At 61.0% G+C, this 18,747-nt stretch carries 16 protein-coding genes; 4 read left to right on the top strand and 12 right to left on the bottom strand.

Features of this window, described 5'->3' with window-relative positions:
• Positions 1–1,146: 1,146 nt before the first annotated feature.
• The 9 genes from LCU97_RS23850 to exaC all read right to left on the bottom strand — a co-directional run bounded on the left by LCU97_RS23850 (position 1,147) and on the right by exaC (position 10,666).
• On the bottom strand, positions 1,147–1,878 hold the full coding sequence (locus LCU97_RS23850; RefSeq protein WP_232777942.1) for a LexA family transcriptional regulator: 732 nt from the start codon (positions 1,876–1,878) through the stop codon (positions 1,147–1,149).
• 206 nt (positions 1,879–2,084) lie between these two features.
• Positions 2,085–2,612, bottom strand: a complete 528-nt coding sequence (ppa, locus tag LCU97_RS23845) for an inorganic diphosphatase (protein WP_072395734.1) — start codon at positions 2,610–2,612, stop codon at positions 2,085–2,087.
• A 111-nt stretch (positions 2,613–2,723) separates the two neighbouring features.
• Complete coding sequence (locus LCU97_RS23840; RefSeq protein ID WP_232777941.1) at positions 2,724–3,536, bottom strand: M90 family metallopeptidase; 813 nt, start codon at positions 3,534–3,536, stop codon at positions 2,724–2,726.
• Positions 3,537–3,542: 6 nt separating this feature from the next.
• Entirely contained in the window at positions 3,543–4,190 is a 648-nt protein-coding gene (locus tag LCU97_RS23835) for a DedA family protein (RefSeq protein ID WP_232777940.1), read from the bottom strand.
• Positions 4,191–4,513: 323 nt separating this feature from the next.
• Positions 4,514–4,975, bottom strand: coding sequence for a GNAT family N-acetyltransferase (locus tag LCU97_RS23830; protein WP_232777939.1), 462 nt, complete (start codon positions 4,973–4,975; stop codon positions 4,514–4,516).
• 107 nt (positions 4,976–5,082) lie between these two features.
• On the bottom strand, positions 5,083–5,907 hold the full coding sequence (eutC, locus tag LCU97_RS23825) for an ethanolamine ammonia-lyase subunit EutC (RefSeq protein ID WP_232777938.1): 825 nt from the start codon (positions 5,905–5,907) through the stop codon (positions 5,083–5,085).
• Between the two features lie 22 nt (positions 5,908–5,929).
• Positions 5,930–7,324, bottom strand: a complete 1,395-nt coding sequence (locus LCU97_RS23820; protein ID WP_232777937.1) for an ethanolamine ammonia-lyase subunit EutB — start codon at positions 7,322–7,324, stop codon at positions 5,930–5,932.
• Positions 7,325–7,529: 205 nt separating this feature from the next.
• The gene (gene eat, locus LCU97_RS23815; RefSeq protein WP_232777936.1) at positions 7,530–8,900 is read right to left on the bottom strand and encodes an ethanolamine permease; all 1,371 of its coding nucleotides are present in this window, start codon (positions 8,898–8,900) and stop codon (positions 7,530–7,532) included.
• A gap of 245 nt (positions 8,901–9,145) precedes the next feature.
• Positions 9,146–10,666: an acetaldehyde dehydrogenase ExaC gene (gene exaC, locus LCU97_RS23810; protein ID WP_232777935.1), complete on the bottom strand. Its 1,521-nt coding sequence runs from the start codon at positions 10,664–10,666 to the stop codon at positions 9,146–9,148.
• A gap of 418 nt (positions 10,667–11,084) precedes the next feature.
• On the opposite strand from exaC, the gene LCU97_RS23805 reads away from it, so the two are divergent.
• The 4 genes from LCU97_RS23805 (at position 11,085) to LCU97_RS23790 (ending at position 15,473) form a co-directional block, all read left to right on the top strand.
• Positions 11,085–12,992: a sigma-54-dependent Fis family transcriptional regulator gene (locus tag LCU97_RS23805; protein ID WP_232777934.1), complete on the top strand. Its 1,908-nt coding sequence runs from the start codon at positions 11,085–11,087 to the stop codon at positions 12,990–12,992.
• Between the two features lie 225 nt (positions 12,993–13,217).
• On the top strand, positions 13,218–14,567 hold the full coding sequence (mpl, locus tag LCU97_RS23800; RefSeq protein ID WP_053151811.1) for a UDP-N-acetylmuramate:L-alanyl-gamma-D-glutamyl-meso-diaminopimelate ligase: 1,350 nt from the start codon (positions 13,218–13,220) through the stop codon (positions 14,565–14,567).
• Positions 14,564–15,196, top strand: a complete 633-nt coding sequence (gene ubiX / locus LCU97_RS23795) for a flavin prenyltransferase UbiX (RefSeq protein ID WP_053151809.1) — start codon at positions 14,564–14,566, stop codon at positions 15,194–15,196. The genes mpl and ubiX overlap by 4 nt, the downstream gene beginning before the upstream one ends.
• A complete protein-coding gene (locus tag LCU97_RS23790) occupies positions 15,189–15,473 on the top strand; it encodes a YceK/YidQ family lipoprotein (RefSeq protein WP_232777933.1) in 285 nt (94 codons plus the stop codon). Before ubiX ends, LCU97_RS23790 begins: the two co-directional genes overlap by 8 nt.
• 164 nt (positions 15,474–15,637) lie before the next feature.
• Here the strand turns inward: LCU97_RS23790 and LCU97_RS23785 are convergent, their stop codons facing one another.
• From LCU97_RS23785 to LCU97_RS23775, 3 genes are all read right to left on the bottom strand, one after another.
• A complete protein-coding gene (locus LCU97_RS23785; RefSeq protein WP_053151806.1) occupies positions 15,638–16,279 on the bottom strand; it encodes an oxidoreductase in 642 nt (213 codons plus the stop codon).
• A 27-nt stretch (positions 16,280–16,306) separates the two neighbouring features.
• Positions 16,307–18,025, bottom strand: coding sequence for a C13 family peptidase (locus LCU97_RS23780; RefSeq protein ID WP_232777932.1), 1,719 nt, complete (start codon positions 18,023–18,025; stop codon positions 16,307–16,309).
• 102 nt (positions 18,026–18,127) lie between these two features.
• On the bottom strand, positions 18,128–18,583 hold the full coding sequence (locus tag LCU97_RS23775) for a MaoC family dehydratase (RefSeq protein ID WP_053125683.1): 456 nt from the start codon (positions 18,581–18,583) through the stop codon (positions 18,128–18,130).
• Positions 18,584–18,747: the final 164 nt, after the last annotated feature.

Here is an 18,747-nt window from a genome sequence, read left to right as displayed (position 1 = left end):
CGAGAAGTAACACTGCTTCGCGACTGGCTGCATGGATGCAGTCAGTCGCGCTTCCGCCAGTCCTAACTTTCAAATGGCTTCGTTGATACCTGGTGCATTCGTGTACGACCTGAGCTTTGAGGGACTGGAGTAAGAGGAACCTTGTGGCTTTGTGTTTAGCACTTGAAAAGTACTTTGCACCGTGTACACCACCCTTCAACTGCGCTCCGGTTCATTGGGAAGCGGAGGAGCGGATGACTTGTATCGGCAACCGTCAAAACCAGTGAGAATCCTATGAATCTGCGCCGAATCTCGTCGGCTGGAACGCTCATGCCTGCCTCATCGACTACTCGAAGAACCCCGCCCGATACCCTGCGGTCAATCCGTCGCCACTCGAAATGCCAGCCTGTGATCCACGTGAAGTCGCGAATGTGATAATCGCCGGTGGCGCTTTGGCATTGAGCGAGTTTCTTGCTGGAGGGGTCAAAGACAAAAAAGATGGGGCTTGGATAGCCGAGCAGATGAGTATCGTCAAGGCTCAAGCCTTCTTTTAGGTTGATGGACGCTACAAGTGCTTTTGCTCGTCTCTTGCGCCGTATCAAGTGCCATATGGAGAGGCAAAAAATAGAAACAGAAGCCAGGAAGAGCTGACGTCCTTCGGTTGTAAGCTTATCGGGCCAATACACTATCATGCCCCACAAGAGTCCTATCGTCGCAAGCCCCGATAACCAAGCGGCGGAGATCACTATACTGTTAGGGAGGCTAGCTCCGAGCGTCCTCACACAGCTTTTCATAACTGATCCAATGGTCATTTATAGAAGAACTTGCAGGTTATCACTGGAAGCGTCTAGACATTAAAAAGCCGGCTTATGGCCGGCTTCTCGTTGACTGACTCAGTTCGTTTTTGACAAACCTCACCAGCCTTCAAAACGTACATCCGGCTCTTGCGGCCGGCTGTGGGACTTGGTCAGAAAGTGATCTGCCTTGTCGGTGCGAGGCGTGGTCTCGCAAATGTGGGGCGGAGGATACGTGGGTTTTTGGCAAAATCCCAGTGGAAGTTGTGTTGAATCATTGGGTTATGGGGTGGTGGGAAAGGGCGGGGGCTGCTTTGCAGCCCAGCGGGGATGAATCCCCTCGCCACAAAAGCTTTCCCGCCACATTTGGGGGTTAGTCGAACACCGGTGGGCGTTGTTTGGTCAGGGTGGACCACCAGAAGACCCAGCCGATGACGCGCAGATTCTGCGCTTCGATCTGCTCGACGCTGAAGACTTCATCCGGATAAGCGGTGTTGTTGTGGCTGCGCAGTCGCAGTCGGTTGCCGGGGATGCGGTGCAGGTATTTGATACGGAGCATGCCGTCGTGTTCGAGGGCGTAGATCTGGCCGTCGATGATTTGGGTCAGGCCGCGGTCGATGGCGAGGGTGGAGCCGTCTTCGATGCGGTCGGCCATGCTGTCGCCGACCATGGTGGTGCAGATGGCATCGCCAGGGTTTATTTCCAGGGAGTCGAGGTGGCTGCGGGGCAGGCGGATGGATTGGTCGGGGATTTCGATGACGTGTGTCCTGGTTTCGCCGGGGGCGATGGGGGCTTCCTTGTAGTAGGGCAGTTCGATGTCCGTGGTTTCCGGCACGCTGTAGACGCCCTGGACTTCGGCGGCGTCGTAGGTGGTGCCGGGGCCGAGGCCCAGCGGGGTTTGCGGGCCTTCGCCGTGGGCCAGCCACTGGGGGCTGACGGTCAGCAGGCCGGCAATGCCGTGGATGCGGCCGGGCGGGATGCCACGGTTGAACCAGTTGTTCACGTGCTGCGACTTCACGCCGTATAACTTCGCGAAGTCGGCGGAGCGGATGTTGGCTTCTTTAAGAAGGGCTCTGAAGCGGTCGCCACTGGAGATCTTTTTCATAAACGGAAAGTTTAGAGGCGAGTTTGTTTTCGGCAATAAACATGTCGTTCAAATTTATAAGATGATCTTTCCGTTTGCGGGAATGGAATTAAGCGAGCTAAACGCAGATAAACGCTGGCTTGCACTATTAATACATCAACGTATTAATTAAGTTTCCAGGCATAAAAAACCCCGGTGAAAACCGGGGTTCTTCTGCAAGTTCAGGTTCAGCCTTTGTAGGCGGCAACCGACTTGGTGATCGCTTCGCGGGCGGCGTCAGCACCGGCCCAGCCTTCGATCTTGACCCACTTGCCTTTTTCGAGATCCTTGTAGTTCTCGAAGAAATGTTCGATCTGCTGGATGAGCAGTTTTGGCAGGTCGGTGTATTCCTTCACATCCACATACAGTTGCGACAGTTTGTCGTGTGGCACTGCGATGACTTTGGCATCGCCGCCGCCGTCGTCGGTCATGTTCAGGATGCCGACCGGACGGGCGCGGATGACCGAGCCTGGGGCAACCGGGTAAGGGGTTACGACCAGCACGTCGAGGGGGTCACCGTCGTCGGCCAGGGTGTTGGGGATGTAACCGTAGTTGGCCGGGTAGAACATGGGGGTGGCCATGAAACGGTCAACGAACAGGCAATCGCTGTCCTTGTCGATTTCGTATTTGATCGGGGCGTGGTTGGCCGGGATTTCGATCGCAACGTAGATGTCGTTCGGCAGGTCTTTGCCAGCCGGAATCTTGCTGTAGCTCATTGGGCGGTGCCCCCGTTAGTTGACCAAAAGGCTGGTCGGATTGACCAAAAAGTGGCGGCGATTATAGGCATATTCGGCCGCTGATGCCACGTTACCAGGGTCGTAGAGACCTTAGTATGACGCCTGATAGACCGGATCTTCGGCTTGAAGTTGCCGCAGCCGGGCCAACGGATCCTGACGATAGAACGCCTGAAGCTGCGAGTAGACCTGCGGATAGGCCTGGTGCAGCAGGTCCGGGGCGCTGAAGAAGTATTCGCTGGTGACGGCGAAGAATTCGGCAGGGTTTTCCGCGGCGTAGGGGTCAATGAGGGTTTCGGCGTCCGGGTCGTGGTCCAGTTGGCGGTTAAGGTCGTCGTAGGCCTGTTGCATGGCGTCGGCCCAGTCTTTGATACGCATGTCGGCGTGCAGTGGCGGCAGGCCGTTGGCGTCGCCGTTGAGCATGTCGAGTTTGTGCGCCAGTTCGTGGATCACCAGGTTGTAGCCGTCCCAGCCGCCGCTGGCCATCACGCCGTCCCAGGCCAGGATGATCGGGCCCTGGGGCCAGGCTTCGCCGCTGTGTTCGCCGTCCCATTCGTGTTCGATGCCGCTGGCGTCGCGGTAGCGTTGGGGGCTGAGGAAGTCGTCGGGGTAGAGGACGATTTCGTGGAAGCCCTGGTACCAGTTCAGTTCGCCCAGGTGCATCAGTGGCAATTGGGCCTGGGCGGCGAGCAGCAGGCGTTGTTCCTGGTGCAGTTCGACGCCGGGCAGGGCGGTAAGGTGCTTATCGTGGAGGAACAGCACACAGGCTTCGCGCAGCCACTGGTCCTCGGCGGCGCTGATGCCGTCGAGGAAGCTCAGTTGCTGACGCACCCGTTGCCAGGTGTCTTCGGCAACAGGGTGTTTGGCGAGGGTGCGTTGGCGGCGCCAGTTGCTCAGGGACCACATGGGCGATCAGGCCTTCGAGGCGCGCTGGCTCATTTTGCTGCGCACCAGGCTGATGATCATCGGTAGCAGCGACACCAGGATGATGCCCACCACCAGCAGCGACAGGTTCTGCTTGATAAAGGGCACATTGCCGAAGAAATAGCCGAGGGTGACCAGGCCGCCGACCCAAAGGACGGTGCCGAGGACGCTGAAGCCGAAGAAACGCAGGTAATTCATTTTGCCGACGCCGGCGACGAAGGGGGCGAAGGTGCGGATGATTGGCAGGAAGCGCGCCAGGGTCACCGTTTTGCCACCGTGTTTGTCATAGAAGTCGTGGGTTTGTTGCAGGTAGTCGCGGCGGAAGATTTTCGAGTTCGGGTTGCTGAACAGTCTTTCGCCGGCGGTGCGGCCGATCAGGTAGTTGGTGCTGTCGCCGAGGATGGCCGCGAGCATCAGCAGGCCGGCCAGCAGCACGGGGTCCATGGCACCACCGGCGGCGACGGCGCCGGCGATGAACAGCAGCGAGTCGCCGGGCAGGAAGGGCGTTACCACCAGGCCGGTTTCACAGAAGATCACCAGGAACAGGATGGCGTAGACCCATGTTCCGTAATTGGTCACCAGCATGTCGAGGTACACGTCGAGATGCAGGATAAGGTCGAGGGGGTTGAAATCCATGTAATGCACCTTGGTGGTGGCCCGACTCGGCAGGCGGGTGGGTCGAGCTCTGGAGTTGGGCTACGGGGTTTGTAGCTTTTTCTTACAGGCCGGGAAGAGGGGGGATTATACGGGGTGGATTGTGATGGGCGTGTTGAGTTTGTAGCGGGGGATTTCGATGGATGGCGGTGGGCATGGATTTTCGTGAATGTCTCGAACCGGTGTGGGAGCGGGCTTGCTCGCGAAGACGGCAGCACATCCAACGTTGATGCAAGCTGACCCGGCGCTTTCGCGAGCAAGCCCGCTCCCACAGATGATCTGGGGCTGGCTTGCTTTCCGGGGTGTCAGAGCTCTTCGCTGATCGGCATCGTGTAGTTCTTGAACTCGGTGTCTTCCCTGAAGCCGATCGACTCGTAGGTTTTCTGCGCCACTTCGTTGTCGCTGCTGGTGGAGACGCGCATACGGACGGCGTTGGTTTCCTTGGCCATTTTCTTTGCGGTGCGTATTAGGTGGTCGGCCACCAATTGGCGGCGGGCGTCTTCGGCGACGTAGATGTCGTTGAGGATCCACACGCGCTTGAGCGACAGCGACGAAAAGCTCGGGTAGAGCTGGCAGAAGCCCAGCAGCTTGCTGTCGTCGTCATCGGGTAGGGCGAGGTAGATCACCGATTCTTTGCGGCGCAGGCGCTTTTCCAAAAAGGCCCGGGACGAATCCGGGTAGGGCAGGGAGCCATAGAATTCCCGGTATTTGACGAACAATGGGGTCAGCAGGTCCAGGTGTTCCAGGGTCGCTTGAATAATCCGCATGGCAGGTCTCGTTTACAAAGTTCGACACAGAGTCTGACAACAACGGCGCTCTGCCGTGCTTTTGATGCTGCCTGAAAGCGGATCAAAAACGCAATCGGACATACGGATCAGCCTTGGGGCGGCATCAGTAGGAAATTACCTTTCATATCGGCTCCATTTTCCGACTCTAGAGTATGAACCTGGGCTTCGTCTTTCAGATTGACCCCCGAAAGCTGCCGGCGACAGGCCTCGCGCATCAGGTAGACCAGGCGATGGGCCGCCATGCCGTAGCTCAGGCCTTCGAGCCGGACGTTGGAGATACAGTTGCGGTAGGCGTCGGTCAGGCCGACCTTGGGGTTGTAGGTGAAATACAGGCCCAGGCTGTCGGGCGAGCTGAGGCCGGGGCGTTCGCCGATCAGGATCACCGACATTTTTGCGCCGAGCCGCTGCGCCACTTCATCAGCCACCGCGACCCGGCCCTGTTCCACCAGGACCACCGGGGAAACCGACCAGCCGTCAGCGGCGATCTGTTCTTCCAGGCGCGCCAGAAACGGCAGGGTGTGACGGTGCACCGCCAGTGCCGACAGGCCGTCGGCTACCACGATAGCCAGGTCGACACCGCCGGGATGGGCCATTGCGTAATCGTCCAGCACCTTCACCGACGCCTCATCCAGTCGCCGGCCCAGGTCCGGGCGTTGCAGGTAGCTGTGGCGGTCGCTGGCGGCACTGTGGAGCAGCAGGCTCTCGCGGCCACGTTCGCTCAGTTGCGCACGAATACCCTGGTGATCGAACGCCAGGTGCACGGCATCGCGGGCCTGGGCATGGGCGTACTGAAAGTCCAGTTGCGCCTGGGTCGGCAGGCTGGTGCCGGAGCGGCCCAGGGCGATGCGCGCAGGGGTGAGGCGGCGCAGTTCCAGCCAGGGGGTTTGCGAGTCGACGGGTTGTTTATCCATTAATCACTCATCCAAATACGGCTTATCCCAAATGAGCCAAGGCATGACGAAACGCCGGCGGCAGGTTGTCGCCGAACCGCACCCGGCCATCGGCCTGGGTGAAGATGCCCATGTTCGCCAGCCACTGCTCGAACTCGGGTGCCGGTTTCAGGCCCAGGGTCTGGCGCGCGTAGAGCGCGTCGTGGAACGAAGTGGTCTGGTAGTTGAGCATGATGTCGTCGGAGCCGGGGATGCCCATGATGAAGTTGATCCCGGCCACGCCCAGCAGGGTCAGCAGGGTGTCCATGTCGTCCTGGTCGGCTTCGGCGTGGTTGGTGTAGCAGATGTCACAGCCCATCGGCACGCCCAGCAGCTTGCCGCAGAAGTGGTCTTCGAGGCCGGCGCGGATGATCTGTTTGCCGTTGTACAGGTATTCCGGGCCGATGAATCCTACAACGGTGTTGACCAGGAATGGGTTGAAATGTCGCGCCACGGCGTAGGCCCGGGTTTCGCAGGTCTGTTGATCGACGCCGTGGTGGGCGTTGGCCGATAGCGCACTGCCCTGGCCAGTCTCGAAATACATCAGGTTGTTGCCGAGGGTGCCGCGATTCAGGCTCAGCCCGGCGTCGTAGCCTTCTTTCAGAATGTTCAGGTTGATGCCGAAGCTGGCGTTGGCCGCTTCGGTGCCGGCGATGGACTGGAACACCAAGTCCAGCGGCACGCCACGGTTGGCCGCTTCGATGGAGGTAGTGACGTGGGTCAGCACGCAGCCTTGGGTCGGGATGTCGTAGCGCTGAATGATGGCGTCTAGCATTTCCAGCATGGCGCAGATCGAGGCCGTGCTGTCGGTGGCCGGGTTGATGCCGATCATGGCGTCGCCGTTGCCGTAGAGCAGGCCGTCGAGGATGCTCGCGGCGATCCCGGCCGGTTCGTCGGTGGGGTGGTTGGGCTGCAGGCGGGTGGACAGCCGTCCGCGCAGGCCAAGAGTGCCGCGGAATTTGGTGACCACGCGTATTTTCTGCGCCACCAGCACCAAGTCCTGTACGCGCATGATTTTGGAAACCGCCGCGACCATTTCCGGCGTCAGGCCCGGCGCGAGGGTGCGCAGGCTCTGTTCGTCGGCAGCGTCGCTGAGCAGCCAGTCGCGAAAACCGCCGACCGTGAGGTGACTGACGGCGGCGAAGGCCTGTTTATCGTGAGTGTCGACGATCAACCGGGTGACTTCGTCGGCCTCGTAAGGGATCAGCATTTCTTGCAAGAAATGGCTGAGAGGCAGGTCGGCCAGCGCCATTTGCGCGGCCACGCGTTCGCCGTCGTTGAGGGCGGCGACACCGGCGAGGAAATCCCCGGAGCGGGCCGGGCTGGCCTTGGCCATCAGGTCTTTGAGGCAGTCGAAGCGATAGGTCTGGGCGCCGACGGAATGGACGAATGCGACCATGTGGCGATGTCCTCCTGGTTCTTATAATGAATTCAAATACAACACTGAACCCTGCACTGAACCCTGTGGGAGCGGGCTTGCTCGCGAATGCGGTATGTCAGTCGATGCATCTGTTGAATGACACACCGCATTCGCGAGCAAGCCCGCTCCCACAAAGAGTCCGGCGTATGGCTGGCACCGGGTTTAGGCCCGGCGCCCTCGTACTTCAAACCCCAGTAAGCATAGCGTCCGTCGGGGCGCTGGAGCGTTGTTTGGCGGTCAGTTGGAAGTACAGGTAGCCAACGATCATGAACACCAGGAAGACCAGGCCGATCAACATGTTGAACCAAGCCATGGCGATCAGGCACACCACCGCCAGGAACAGGGCGATGCCCGGCACGATGGGGTAGCCCGGGGCGCGGAAGGTGCGTTCCAGGTTCGGTTCGACCTTACGCAGGCGGAACAGGCTGAGCATGCTGATGATGTACATCACGATGGCGCCGAACACCGACATGGTGATCATCGCCGCCGTCAGGCTCATGCCCTGCAGGTTGACCAGGCCGTCGCTGTAGATCGCCGCGATGCCGATCACGCCGCCGGCCAGGATCGCCCGGTGCGGGGTCTGGAAGCGCGACAGTTTCGCCAGGCCCCGTGGCAGGTAACCGGCCCGGGCCAGGGCGAAGAACTGCCGCGAGTAGCCGAGGATGATGCCGTGGAAACTTGCCACCAGGCCGAACAGGCCGATCCAGACCAGCATGTGCATCCAGGTCGAATCGTTGCCGACCACTGCTTTCATGGCCTGGGGCAGTGGGTCGTTGATGTTCGACAGTTGCCGCCAGTCGCCGACACCGCCGGCCATGATCATCACGCCGATGGCCAGGAACACCAGGGTCAGGATGCCGCTGACATAGGCGCGGGGGATGGTGCGTTTCGGGTCCTTGGCTTCTTCGGCGGCCATGGCTGCGCCTTCAATGGCGAGGAAGAACCAGATCGCGAAGGGAATCGCCGCGAAAATGCCCGGAATTGAGGCGAGGCTGAATTCATTTGCACCAGACCAGCCGTTCAACACGAAGTTGCTGAAGCTGAAGCCCGGCGCGACCACGCCCATGAACACCAGCAATTCGGCGACCGCCAGCACGGTGACCACCAGTTCGAACGCTGCGGCGATGCTGACACCCAGGATGTTCAAGGTCATGAACACGATGTAAGCGCCAACCGCCGCCACTTTCGGGTCCAGGTCCGGGAACTGCACGTTGAGGTAGGCGCCGATGGCCATGGCGATGGCCGGGGGCGCAAAGACGAACTCGATCAACGTGGCGATCCCGGCGATCAACCCGCCTTTCTCGCCAAAGGCCCGTCGGCTATAGGCGAACGGCCCGCCGGCGTGGGGAATCGCGGTGGTCAGCTCGGTGAAGCTGAAGATGAAACAGGTGTACATCAGCGCCACCATGAGCGCGGTGATGAGAAAGCCCAGCGTCCCTGCCGTGCCCCAGCCGTAACTCCAGCCGAAGTACTCGCCGGAAATCACCAGGCCGACGGCGATGCCCCATAAATGCAGGGTGCCGAGTGTAGGTTTGAGTTGGTTGGTAGTTGTCATAAGTCCTCTCTTGGTTTTTGATCTTTGGTGGACTTTCGGTGGTTGGGGTGTGGAGCGGGCACGCAAGGGTTATGCCAGGGCTGTGGGGCATTGGTTATGGGTGTGTTAGTGAGGAAGCCTTCGCGAGCAAGCCCGCTCCCACAGGGGACTGTGAGCCGACGCAAATCCCCTGTGGGAGCGGGCTCGCTCGCGAAAACTATCTAAAGAGCGACGCAGGACCTACCTGCATCGCTCCAGAGGGAGGTTTAGAAGAACCCCAATGGATTAATGTCGTAACTCACCAGCAAATTCTTGGTTTGCTGATAATGATCGAGCATCATCTTGTGGGTTTCGCGACCCACGCCGGACTTCTTGTAGCCACCGAACGCGGCGTGGGCCGGGTAGAGGTGGTAGCAGTTGGTCCACACACGACCGGCCTTGATCGCCCGGCCCATGCGGTAGGCACGGTTGATGTCGCGGGTCCAGAGGCCGGCGCCGAGGCCGAACTCGGTGTCGTTGGCGATCGCCAGGGCTTCGGCTTCGTCCTTGAAGGTGGTGATGCTCACCACCGGGCCGAAGATTTCTTCCTGGAACACGCGCATTTTGTTGGTGCCCTTGAGCAGGGTCGGCTGGATGTAATAACCGCTGGCCAGGTTGCCCTCGAGTTTTTCCACCGCACCGCCGGTCAGCAACTGCGCGCCCTCTCCCTTGGCGATTTCCAGGTACGAGAGGATCTTGTCGAACTGCTGCTCGGACGCCTGGGCGCCGACCATGGTGTCGGTGTCCAGCGGATCGCCGCGTTTGATCTGCTCGATTTTCTTCATCACCACTTGCATGAATTCGTCGTAGATCGACTCCTGCACCAGGGCGCGGGATGGGCAGGTGCAGACTTCGCCCTGGTTGAAGAATGCCAGCACCAGGCCTTCGGCGGCTTTTTCGATAAAGCTTGGCTCGGCCTGCATGATGTCTTCGAAGAAGATGTTCGGCGACTTGCCGCCCAGTTCCACCGTGGATGGAATGATGTTTTCCGCAGCGCATTTCATGATGTGCGAGCCCACCGGCGTCGAGCCGGTGAAGGCGATCTTGGCGATGCGTTTGCTGGTGGCAAGGGCTTCGCCGGCTTCTTTGCCGAAACCTTGCACCACGTTGAGCACGCCGGGTGGCAGCAGGTCGCCGATCAGTTCCATCAGCACGCTGATGCCCAGCGGGGTTTGCTCGGCAGGCTTGAGCACCACGCAGTTACCGGCGGCCAGGGCCGGGGCGAGTTTCCAGGCGGCCATCAGCAGCGGGAAGTTCCACGGGATGATCTGCCCGACCACGCCCAGCGGTTCATGGATGTGATAGGCCACGGTGTTGCCGTCGATCTCGGCCGCCGCGCCTTCCTGGGCCCGCAGGCAGCCGGCGAAGTAGCGGAAATGATCCGCCGCCAGAGGGATGTCGGCGTTGAGGGTTTCGCGCACGGCCTTGCCGTTGTCCCAGGACTCGGTGATCGCCAGTGTCTCCAGGTTTTGCTCGATGCGGTCGGCGATTTTCAACAGAATCAGCGAACGGGCCTGGGCCGAGGTGGCGCCCCAGGCATCAGCGGCGGCGTGGGCGGCGTCCAGGGCTTTTTCGATGTCTTCGGCTGTGGAGCGCGGGAATTCGGCAATGGGCTGGCCATTGACCGGGGAAGTGTTGGTGAAGTACTGACCTTTGACAGGCGCGACGAACTCGCCGCCGATGTAGTTACCGTATTTGCTCTTGAACGAAACGATAGCGCCTTCAATACCGGGGTGAGCGTAACGCATGGTGAGTTCTCCTTGGCTTTTGTGCTTATTAGGGAGCTGCGCAATCAAGCGCTGGTACAAGCCTAGAGCAAAGGTTGGGCCATTGCCTTGCAGGGCCCGGAAATCAAGGACTTGAAGGGAATTCATCGGACGGACGGGCGCCACCCCGTGACGATAGCGATACAGAGGGTGTGACACTTTGTGCCATTGCTGATACAGCGGGTGACTGGCGGGTCGCGCCAGCATTGCATTGCGGGTTGGGCTGGAGGATGCTGGGCATTCCACGGAGGATGCAGGACATCTTTGTGAAGGATGCCGGGCGCTTGTGGGAGCAAGGCTTGCCCGCGATGAACGATGACACGGATTTCCTTTTGGATCGTGTCGAGGCCATCGCGGGCAAGCCTTGCTCCCACAGATAACAGCGGGAGAATAATAAAAAATGCACAGCAACCATTTGAGCCGCCACGCCCAGCAAGTCCTGACGGTCACCCAGGGCAAGGCGCATCTGCAGGGCCCTGGCAGCGATCCATCGATAGCCCGTTCCTGGCTGCGTTGCCTGGAGGATTATCACCTCGATCCGGCGCAGAATCTGGCGCCGACGGTGTTGGAGCATGGTCGGGTGCTGGAAAGCCGCGAGCGCCTGCAGCAGGTGTTGCACATCGCCGGCACGGAAATGACCAGCCTGCATCAACAATTGTCCGGCGCCGGCCACGCGGTGTTGCTTACCGATGCCCGGGGCGTGATTCTTAACTGCGTCACCGCGCCCAGCGAACGCAAGATTTTCGAACGGGCCGGCCTTTGGCTCGGCGCCGACTGGAGCGAAGCCTGCGAAGGCACCAACGGTATCGGCACCTGCCTGGTGGAGCGCCAGGCCCTGACCATTCACCAGGAAGAACACTTTCGCGGTCGCCACACCGGCCTGACCTGTTCGGCAAGCCCGGTGTTCGATCCCCATGGCGAGCTGCTGGCAGTGCTCGACGTCTCCTCGGCCCGGCCCGAGGTGTCCCGCCAGAGCCAGTTCCATACCATGGCTTTGGTCAATCTCTCGGCAAAAATGATCGAGAGCTGCTATTTCCTGCGCTGCTTCGACAATCAATGGCTGTTGCGCTTTCACCTGCAAGCCGAATCCGTGGGGTTGTTTAGTGAGGGACTGCTGGCATTCGACGGCGAAGGACGGATCTGCGCGGTCAACCAAAGTGCCCTCAATCTGCTGGGACACCGGCGTGGTGGCTTGCTGGGCCAACCGGTGGAGGCGTTTTTTGACTGCTCCCTGGACGAGCTGCTGGGCCGCGCCAGTGCCCAGGCCAGCGCCAGTTGGCCATTGCACACTCGCGACGGGCGCCACTTGTTCGCGGTGCTCCGCGGCCAGCCACGCAGCATGCCGATGCCGGTCGTTCCCGCGATCAAAGTCATCGAACCACCCAAGTCGCCAGGTATCTGCCTGGCGGATGCGACGCTGCAGGCGCATTTTCGCAAGGCCCTCCGGGTGTTCGAGCGCGATGTTCCGTTGCTGATCCACGGTGAAACCGGCTCCGGCAAAGAAGCATTCGCCAAGGCTGTGCATCAGGCCAGCCAGCGCGCCGGCAAGCACTTTGTGGCCCTGAACTGTGCGGCCATCCCGGAAAGCCTGATCGAGAGCGAGTTGTTCGGCTATCGCGGCGGCAGTTTTACTGGCGCCCGCAAGGAAGGCATGCGCGGCAAGCTGCAACAGGCCGATGGTGGCACGCTGTTCCTTGATGAAATCGGCGACATGCCTCTGGCCTTGCAGACCCGTTTGCTGCGAGTGCTGGAGGACCGCCAGGTGGTGCCCATTGGCGGCGAACCCGAGGCGGTCGACGTGCGCATCATCAGCGCTACCCACCGGCAATTGCTTGAACGGGTGCAGGACGGCAGTTTCCGTGAGGACTTGTACTATCGGCTCAACGGCCTGGAAATCCCCTTGCCGGCGTTGCGCGAGCGCAGCGACAAGGCGCAGTTGCTGGACTTTTTGCTGGCCGAAGAAAGCGGCGACGAGACGGTGATCCTTGACGAACCGGCGCGTCAGGCCTTGCTGGCCTTCGACTGGCCGGGCAACGTACGGCAACTGCGCAGTGTGCTGCGTACCCTCGCCGCGTTGTGCGAGGGCGGGCGGATTGGGGTGGAGGATCTGCCGGCAATGATTCGCCAGGCACGGCCACCGGCGCAGGACACCGCGCCACCCGAGCATCCATTGGAAAGCGCCGAGCGGCTGGCATTGCTCAATGCGCTGGAGCAGACGCGCTGGCATATGACCAACACGGCACAGCAGTTGGGTATCAGCCGTAACACGCTGTACAGGAAGTTGCGCAAGCATGCGATTGCTCGCTGAGCACCGATTCCACAGCCACTGAAAATCCCCTGTGGGAGCGGGCTTGCCCGCGAAGGCGGTAGGCCAGCCGATGCATCTGTTGAATGACCACCGCATTCGCGAGCAAGCCCGCTCCCACAGTGATCGGCGGTGCTTTGCGGCCTGTGAGTATCAGTCGAGACCAAACACAAGGTGCGATTTCCCCCTCCCTACGCTAACCTGCGGCCATGTTTTACGAGGTCGACTATGCACATCCATATTCTCGGTATTTGCGGCACTTTCATGGGTTCGATGGCGGTCCTGGCCAAGGAGCTGGGCCATCATGTGACCGGTTCCGACGCCAACGTCTACCCACCGATGAGCACGCAGCTGGAAGCCCAGGGCATCGAGCTGACCCAGGGCTATGACCCGGCGCAGCTGGATCCGGCGCCGGACCTGGTGGTCATCGGCAATGCCATGTCTCGGGGCAACCCGGCGGTGGAGTATGTGCTGAACAAGGGCCTGCCGTATGTGTCCGGGCCGCAGTGGCTGGCCGATCACGTGTTGCAGGGCCGTTGGGTCCTGGCCGTGGCCGGTACGCACGGCAAGACCACCACCAGCAGTATGTTGGCCTGGGTCCTGGAGCACGCCGGCATGAGCCCGGGCTTCTTGATCGGCGGCGTGCCGCAGAATTTCTCGGTGTCGGCGCGTCTGGGGGGCACGCCGTTTTTTGTGATCGAGGCCGATGAGTACGACAGCGCGTTCTTCGACAAGCGCTCGAAATTCGTCCATTACCGCCCGCGCACCGCGATTTTGAATAATCTTGAATACGATCACGCCGACATCTTCCCCGATCTGCCGGCCATCGAACGGCAATTCCACCATCTCGTCCGTACGATCCCGAGCGAAGGCCTGGTGATTCATCCGACCACCGAGCCGGCTTTGCAGCGGGTGATCGAGATGGGCTGCTGGACTCCGGTGCAGACCACCGGCGCGGGCGGGCAGTGGCAGGTAAAATTGCTCAGCGACGACGGTTCGCAATTCGAAGTGATGCTCGAGGGCGTGTCCCAAGGCGTGGTCGAGTGGGAACTGACCGGCCAGCACAACGTCGCCAACGCCCTGGCCACATTGGCCGCGGCTCGTCATGTTGGCGTGGTGCCGTCCATGGGCATCGCGGCGTTGAGCGCGTTCAAGAGCGTCAAGCGCCGCATGGAGAAAGTCGCGGAAGTGCGCGGCATCACCATTTACGACGACTTCGCCCACCACCCGACCGCCATCGCCACCACCCTCGACGGCTTGCGCAAGCGCATCGGCGATGCGCCGCTGATCGCCATCATCGAGCCGCGCTCCAACTCCATGAAGCTCGGTGCTCACCGTGATGGCCTGCCGGAAAGCGTGGTGGATGCCGATCAGGTGATCTGGTATTCGCCGGCCAACCTGGGCTGGGACCTGGGCGCCACCGCCGCACTGTGCACGGTGCCGTCGATTGTCAGCGATTCGCTGGAAGGCATCATCGAGCGGGTGAAGAGCCAGGCCCAACCCGGCACCCACGTGGTGATCATGAGCAACGGCGGCTTCGGCGGCCTGCACGGCAAACTGGCCGAGGCGCTGCGATGAGCAACGGTCCGGAACGCATCACCCTGGCGATGACCGGTGCATCCGGCGCCCAATACGGTCTGCGGCTGCTTGATTGCCTGGTGCGGGAAGATCGCGAGGTGCACTTTTTGATCTCCAAGGCGGCGCAATTGGTGATGGCGACGGAAACCGACGTCACCCTGCCTCCCAAGCCCCAGATGATGCAGGCGTTCCTCACCGAGTACACGGGGGCGGCGGCGGGGCAGATCCGGGTGTATGGCAAGGAGGACTGGATGTCGCCGGTGGCTTCAGGCTCCGGTGCTCCGGCGGCGATGGTGGTGGTGCCGTGTTCCACCGGCACGTTGTCGGCGATTGCCACCGGCGCCTGCAACAACCTGATCGAACGGGCGGCGGACGTGACACTCAAGGAGCGCCGGCAGTTGATCCTGGTGCCTCGGGAGGCGCCGTATTCGAGCATTCATCTGGAGCACATGCTCAAGTTGTCGAACATGGGCGTGACCATTTTGCCGGCTTCGCCGGGTTTCTATCACCAGCCACAGACCATCGATGACCTGATCGATTTCGTGGTGGCGCGGATTCTCAACCTGCTGAATATTCCTCAGGACATGCTGCCGCGCTGGGGTGAACATCATTTGAGCAGCGATGAATAAACTGATGGTGGTGCTGCTGGCGCTGCAATTGACCGGCTGCGCCACCGCCCGGACCCTCGACGCCGCCAAGCCCGGCGCGCCCGTGGTGTATGCCGGGACGCGCTTGGATCTCTATGCCCTCAACGGCGGCTGCTGCGCCAAGGACCGTTTTGGCGCCGAGGCACCGAGCTACCCTGGTGTCGATCTGCCGGGCAGTGCGTTGCTCGATACGTTGTTATTGCCGTTGTCGTTGTTTACGGCGATGGGGGTGGAGTTTCAGGCGACTGGCGGTATGTGACGCCGCTGAACTTGGCGATGGGATTTTCCTCGTGGGAGCAAAGCTTGCTCGCGATACAGCCGCCTCGATTCCAAGGCAGAACCGCGTAAATTTCATCGCGGGCAAGCCTTGCTCCCACAGCTTGCCCCACGGATAAATCCAAAACTGTTCCGGCAGCGACTGAATTATTTACCCAACTTACGCAACTCATCCGATTCGACCACCCGTACCCCGTCCTGCTCTTCCAGCGCCAGGCGCCACATGGCGCGGGCCAGTTGGCAGGCTTCGATGCCGTGGTATTTGCCCGGAATCAGCTTCGACAAGGGGCCGGCCAGTTGCTCGGCCAGACGCGGTTCGACCCGTTCGCCCAGCAGCAGGGATGGGCGGCAGATGGTCAGTTGCGGCCAGCCTTGGGCCTTGAGTGCCGCTTCCATCTCACCTTTGACCCGGTTGTAGAAGATCGATGATTTCGCATCCGCCCCGAGGGCGCTGATGACGATCAGGTGTCGCGCCCCCAGTTCCCGGGCGCGCTTGGCAAACGCCACCACCAGATCCAGATCTACCGCGCGAAAGGCCTGCTCTGAACCGGCTTTCTTGATGGTCGTACCCAGGCAGCAAAAGGCGATGTCGACCTGGCCGCTGAGTTGCGGCAGGACCTGGGCCGGCTCCCCAACCGGATTTTCCAGGTGTGGATGCTCGGCCAATGGCCGACGCGAAGGTGCCAGCACGCGCGTGATAGTCGGTTCGTTGAGCAGCCGGTCCAACAGGTGTTCCCCGGTCAACCCGGTCGCTCCGGCGAGCAAAACATGCTGAGGCGTCAAGTACATAGTGTTTCCCCCTTGATACGATTCAGCTTAGTTGCTCTTTTTGCCCTCGTCGTTCAGTCCGGCACTTTGCAATGCTTTTCGTGCCTGCTGTTTGCGCAACAGTTGCCAGTGGGAAAGAACCGTCCGTGGCGCCCAGATCTGCGGTTCGGAGGCTTCGAAGTTGTCCGCCTGCTCCCGTTCGGCGACGGTGGCCTTGGCCAGCTTGAAGGCTTGTTCCAAGTCGTCGGTCTGGTTCAGGGCCTGGGCGAACAGGGCATCACCGAAATAGGTGAAGTTGGCTTCTTCGGAGCAACCGAAGGACACCCGGTCCGCCCGCGAAGCGGTCATGACCAATGTGCGGTCATCCTTGAGTGCCGGGATGAAGCCGCCGGAATAGCAGGCCGAGATCACCACGATCTTGTCGCGGTTCTTCAGCGGCGCCAGGGCTGTAGCCAACTCATCGGCGGGCAGGTCGGCCAGTTCCATGCGCGGCTGGTCGAGGACCAGTTCGTGTTCACTGGTGCCGTGGCTGGTCAGGTAGATGAAGACCAGGTCTTCGGGGCCACTGCGCTCGGCCAGGGCGTTGACGGCACGGCGCAGGCTTTCGCGCGTGGCCATGGGGCGGTCGCCCAAGTGATCGCGGTGGTTGACCAGGCGAATCTGGCCGAATGCGCCAAAACGGCTGGCGAGCATGTTGGAGACATAGTCCGATTCGCGCAGGAACACGCTCTGCTTGCCATCGCCGCCCAAGGTCAGGCTGTACAGCTCGACCGCGGGTGTCGAGGCCGGGATCTCGGCCAGCGCGTCGTCCAGCAGACGGCCTTGGGCCAGCAGGCCGAGTTCAAGCACATCCGGTAGCAACCGGCCGTTTGCGTCGCGTACCCGCTGGCCGTTGGCCCAAGTGCCGTCCTGCACAGTGCCGTCGGTCAGCACCAGGGTGCCGCGTCCGTGATAAGCGTCGTTGTCGAACTGGCCGATATAAAAACTGCCGTCAGGCAGGTTCAGGCGGCCTTGGCCGGTAAAGCGCCACTCTTTGAATTGGCCGAGGTAATGGCTGCCATCGGCACCGATCAACTCGCCTTTGCCTGTGAGCGCGCCTTCCTTGAACAGGCCGATCCAGACATCGCCATCGGCATTTTCGTAGCGCCCGCGCCCGTCGAGCTGGTTGTTCTTGAAGCCGCCGACATAGACATCGCCATCGGCGCTGTTGAAGGTGCCTTTACCCTGGAGCTGACCGTCGACGAAATGCCCGGTGAACTGGTTACCGGCGGCGTCGAAGCGCTGGCCCTCGCCGTTGGGCTTGCCGTTGACGAATGGGCCCTGGTACTGGCTGCCGTCGGCAAGTTCCAGGCGTCCAAGGCCCGCATAGCGGTCGGCCTTGAACTCGCCGCGGTAGGTCACGCCGTTTTCCTTGAGGGTGCCTTCGCCGTCGCGCCGGCCCTGCTTGAAACCGCCGGTGTAGCTGCTGCTTGGCGTGGTCAGGCTGCCCTGGCCATGGAACAGGCCCTGCTGGAACTGGCCGCGATAAACCTCGCCATTGCTGCCATGCCATTCCCCGGTGCCATGCCACTGGCCTTTGTCGAACTGCCCTGCGTACCAACTGCCGTTGGGGTAGTCGACGCGCCCCTGGCCTTGCAACAAGCCGTTCACCAGGTCGCCGCGATAGCGTCCGCCGTCAGGCAGGCGCGCATCGGCTGGCAGCAACGATTCGCTGTCGCCACAGGCGGTCAGCAACAGAGTCAGGGTCAGAGGAACGAGTAAGCGCATAACGGGATCCAGGTAATCAGGCCACGAGTATGCCGCAGCCGAGCCTTCTGGATATAGAGAAGCGGTGCGAAACTGCCTGGGCGGTTTCGCTTCCGCCCGGGTTTACACGAAGCAGAGCGACAGGGGTTCGGCGATGTAGGCAGGTTTTTCCGAGCCTTCGATTTCCAGCGTGGCGGTGGCCTTGAGCAGCCATTGGCCGGGTTTTTTCTCGGTGGCGTCCACCAGGTCGACCTTGAGGCGGACCTTGGAATCGACTTTCACCGGTTGGATGAAACGCACGCTGTCCAGCCCATAGTTGACCACCATCTTCACGCCCTCGGGCAGGATCAGGATGTCTTCCATCAGCTTTGGCATCAGCGACAACGACAGGAACCCGTGGGCGATGGTGCTGCCGAATGGAGTCTGCGCGGCCTTGACCGGATCGACGTGGATGAACTGAAAGTCGCCAGTGGCTTCCGCGAACAGGTTGATGCGGTCCTGGTCGATGGTGAGCCATTCGGAACGTCCAAGTTCCTTGCCGACATAATCTTTGAGCGCTGCAACAGGCACATAGGGCATTGAGACTCTCCTTGGTTCATCGGTTTATCTTTTTTTGAAACGGCGGCTTCGGCCCCCGGAGAACCACTGTAGATCAACATGACGGACCGGGCAGGTCATCGACCATGCTTTTTACGAATGCCGGGTCATAGCGCGGGCATGCTTATAATGCGGGCGCTTTCATT

This window comes from Pseudomonas uvaldensis (assembly GCF_021271205.1).
Classification (GTDB): Bacteria; Pseudomonadota; Gammaproteobacteria; order Pseudomonadales; family Pseudomonadaceae; genus Aquipseudomonas; species Aquipseudomonas uvaldensis.
This window is presented reverse-complemented; position numbering and strand designations above follow the sequence as displayed.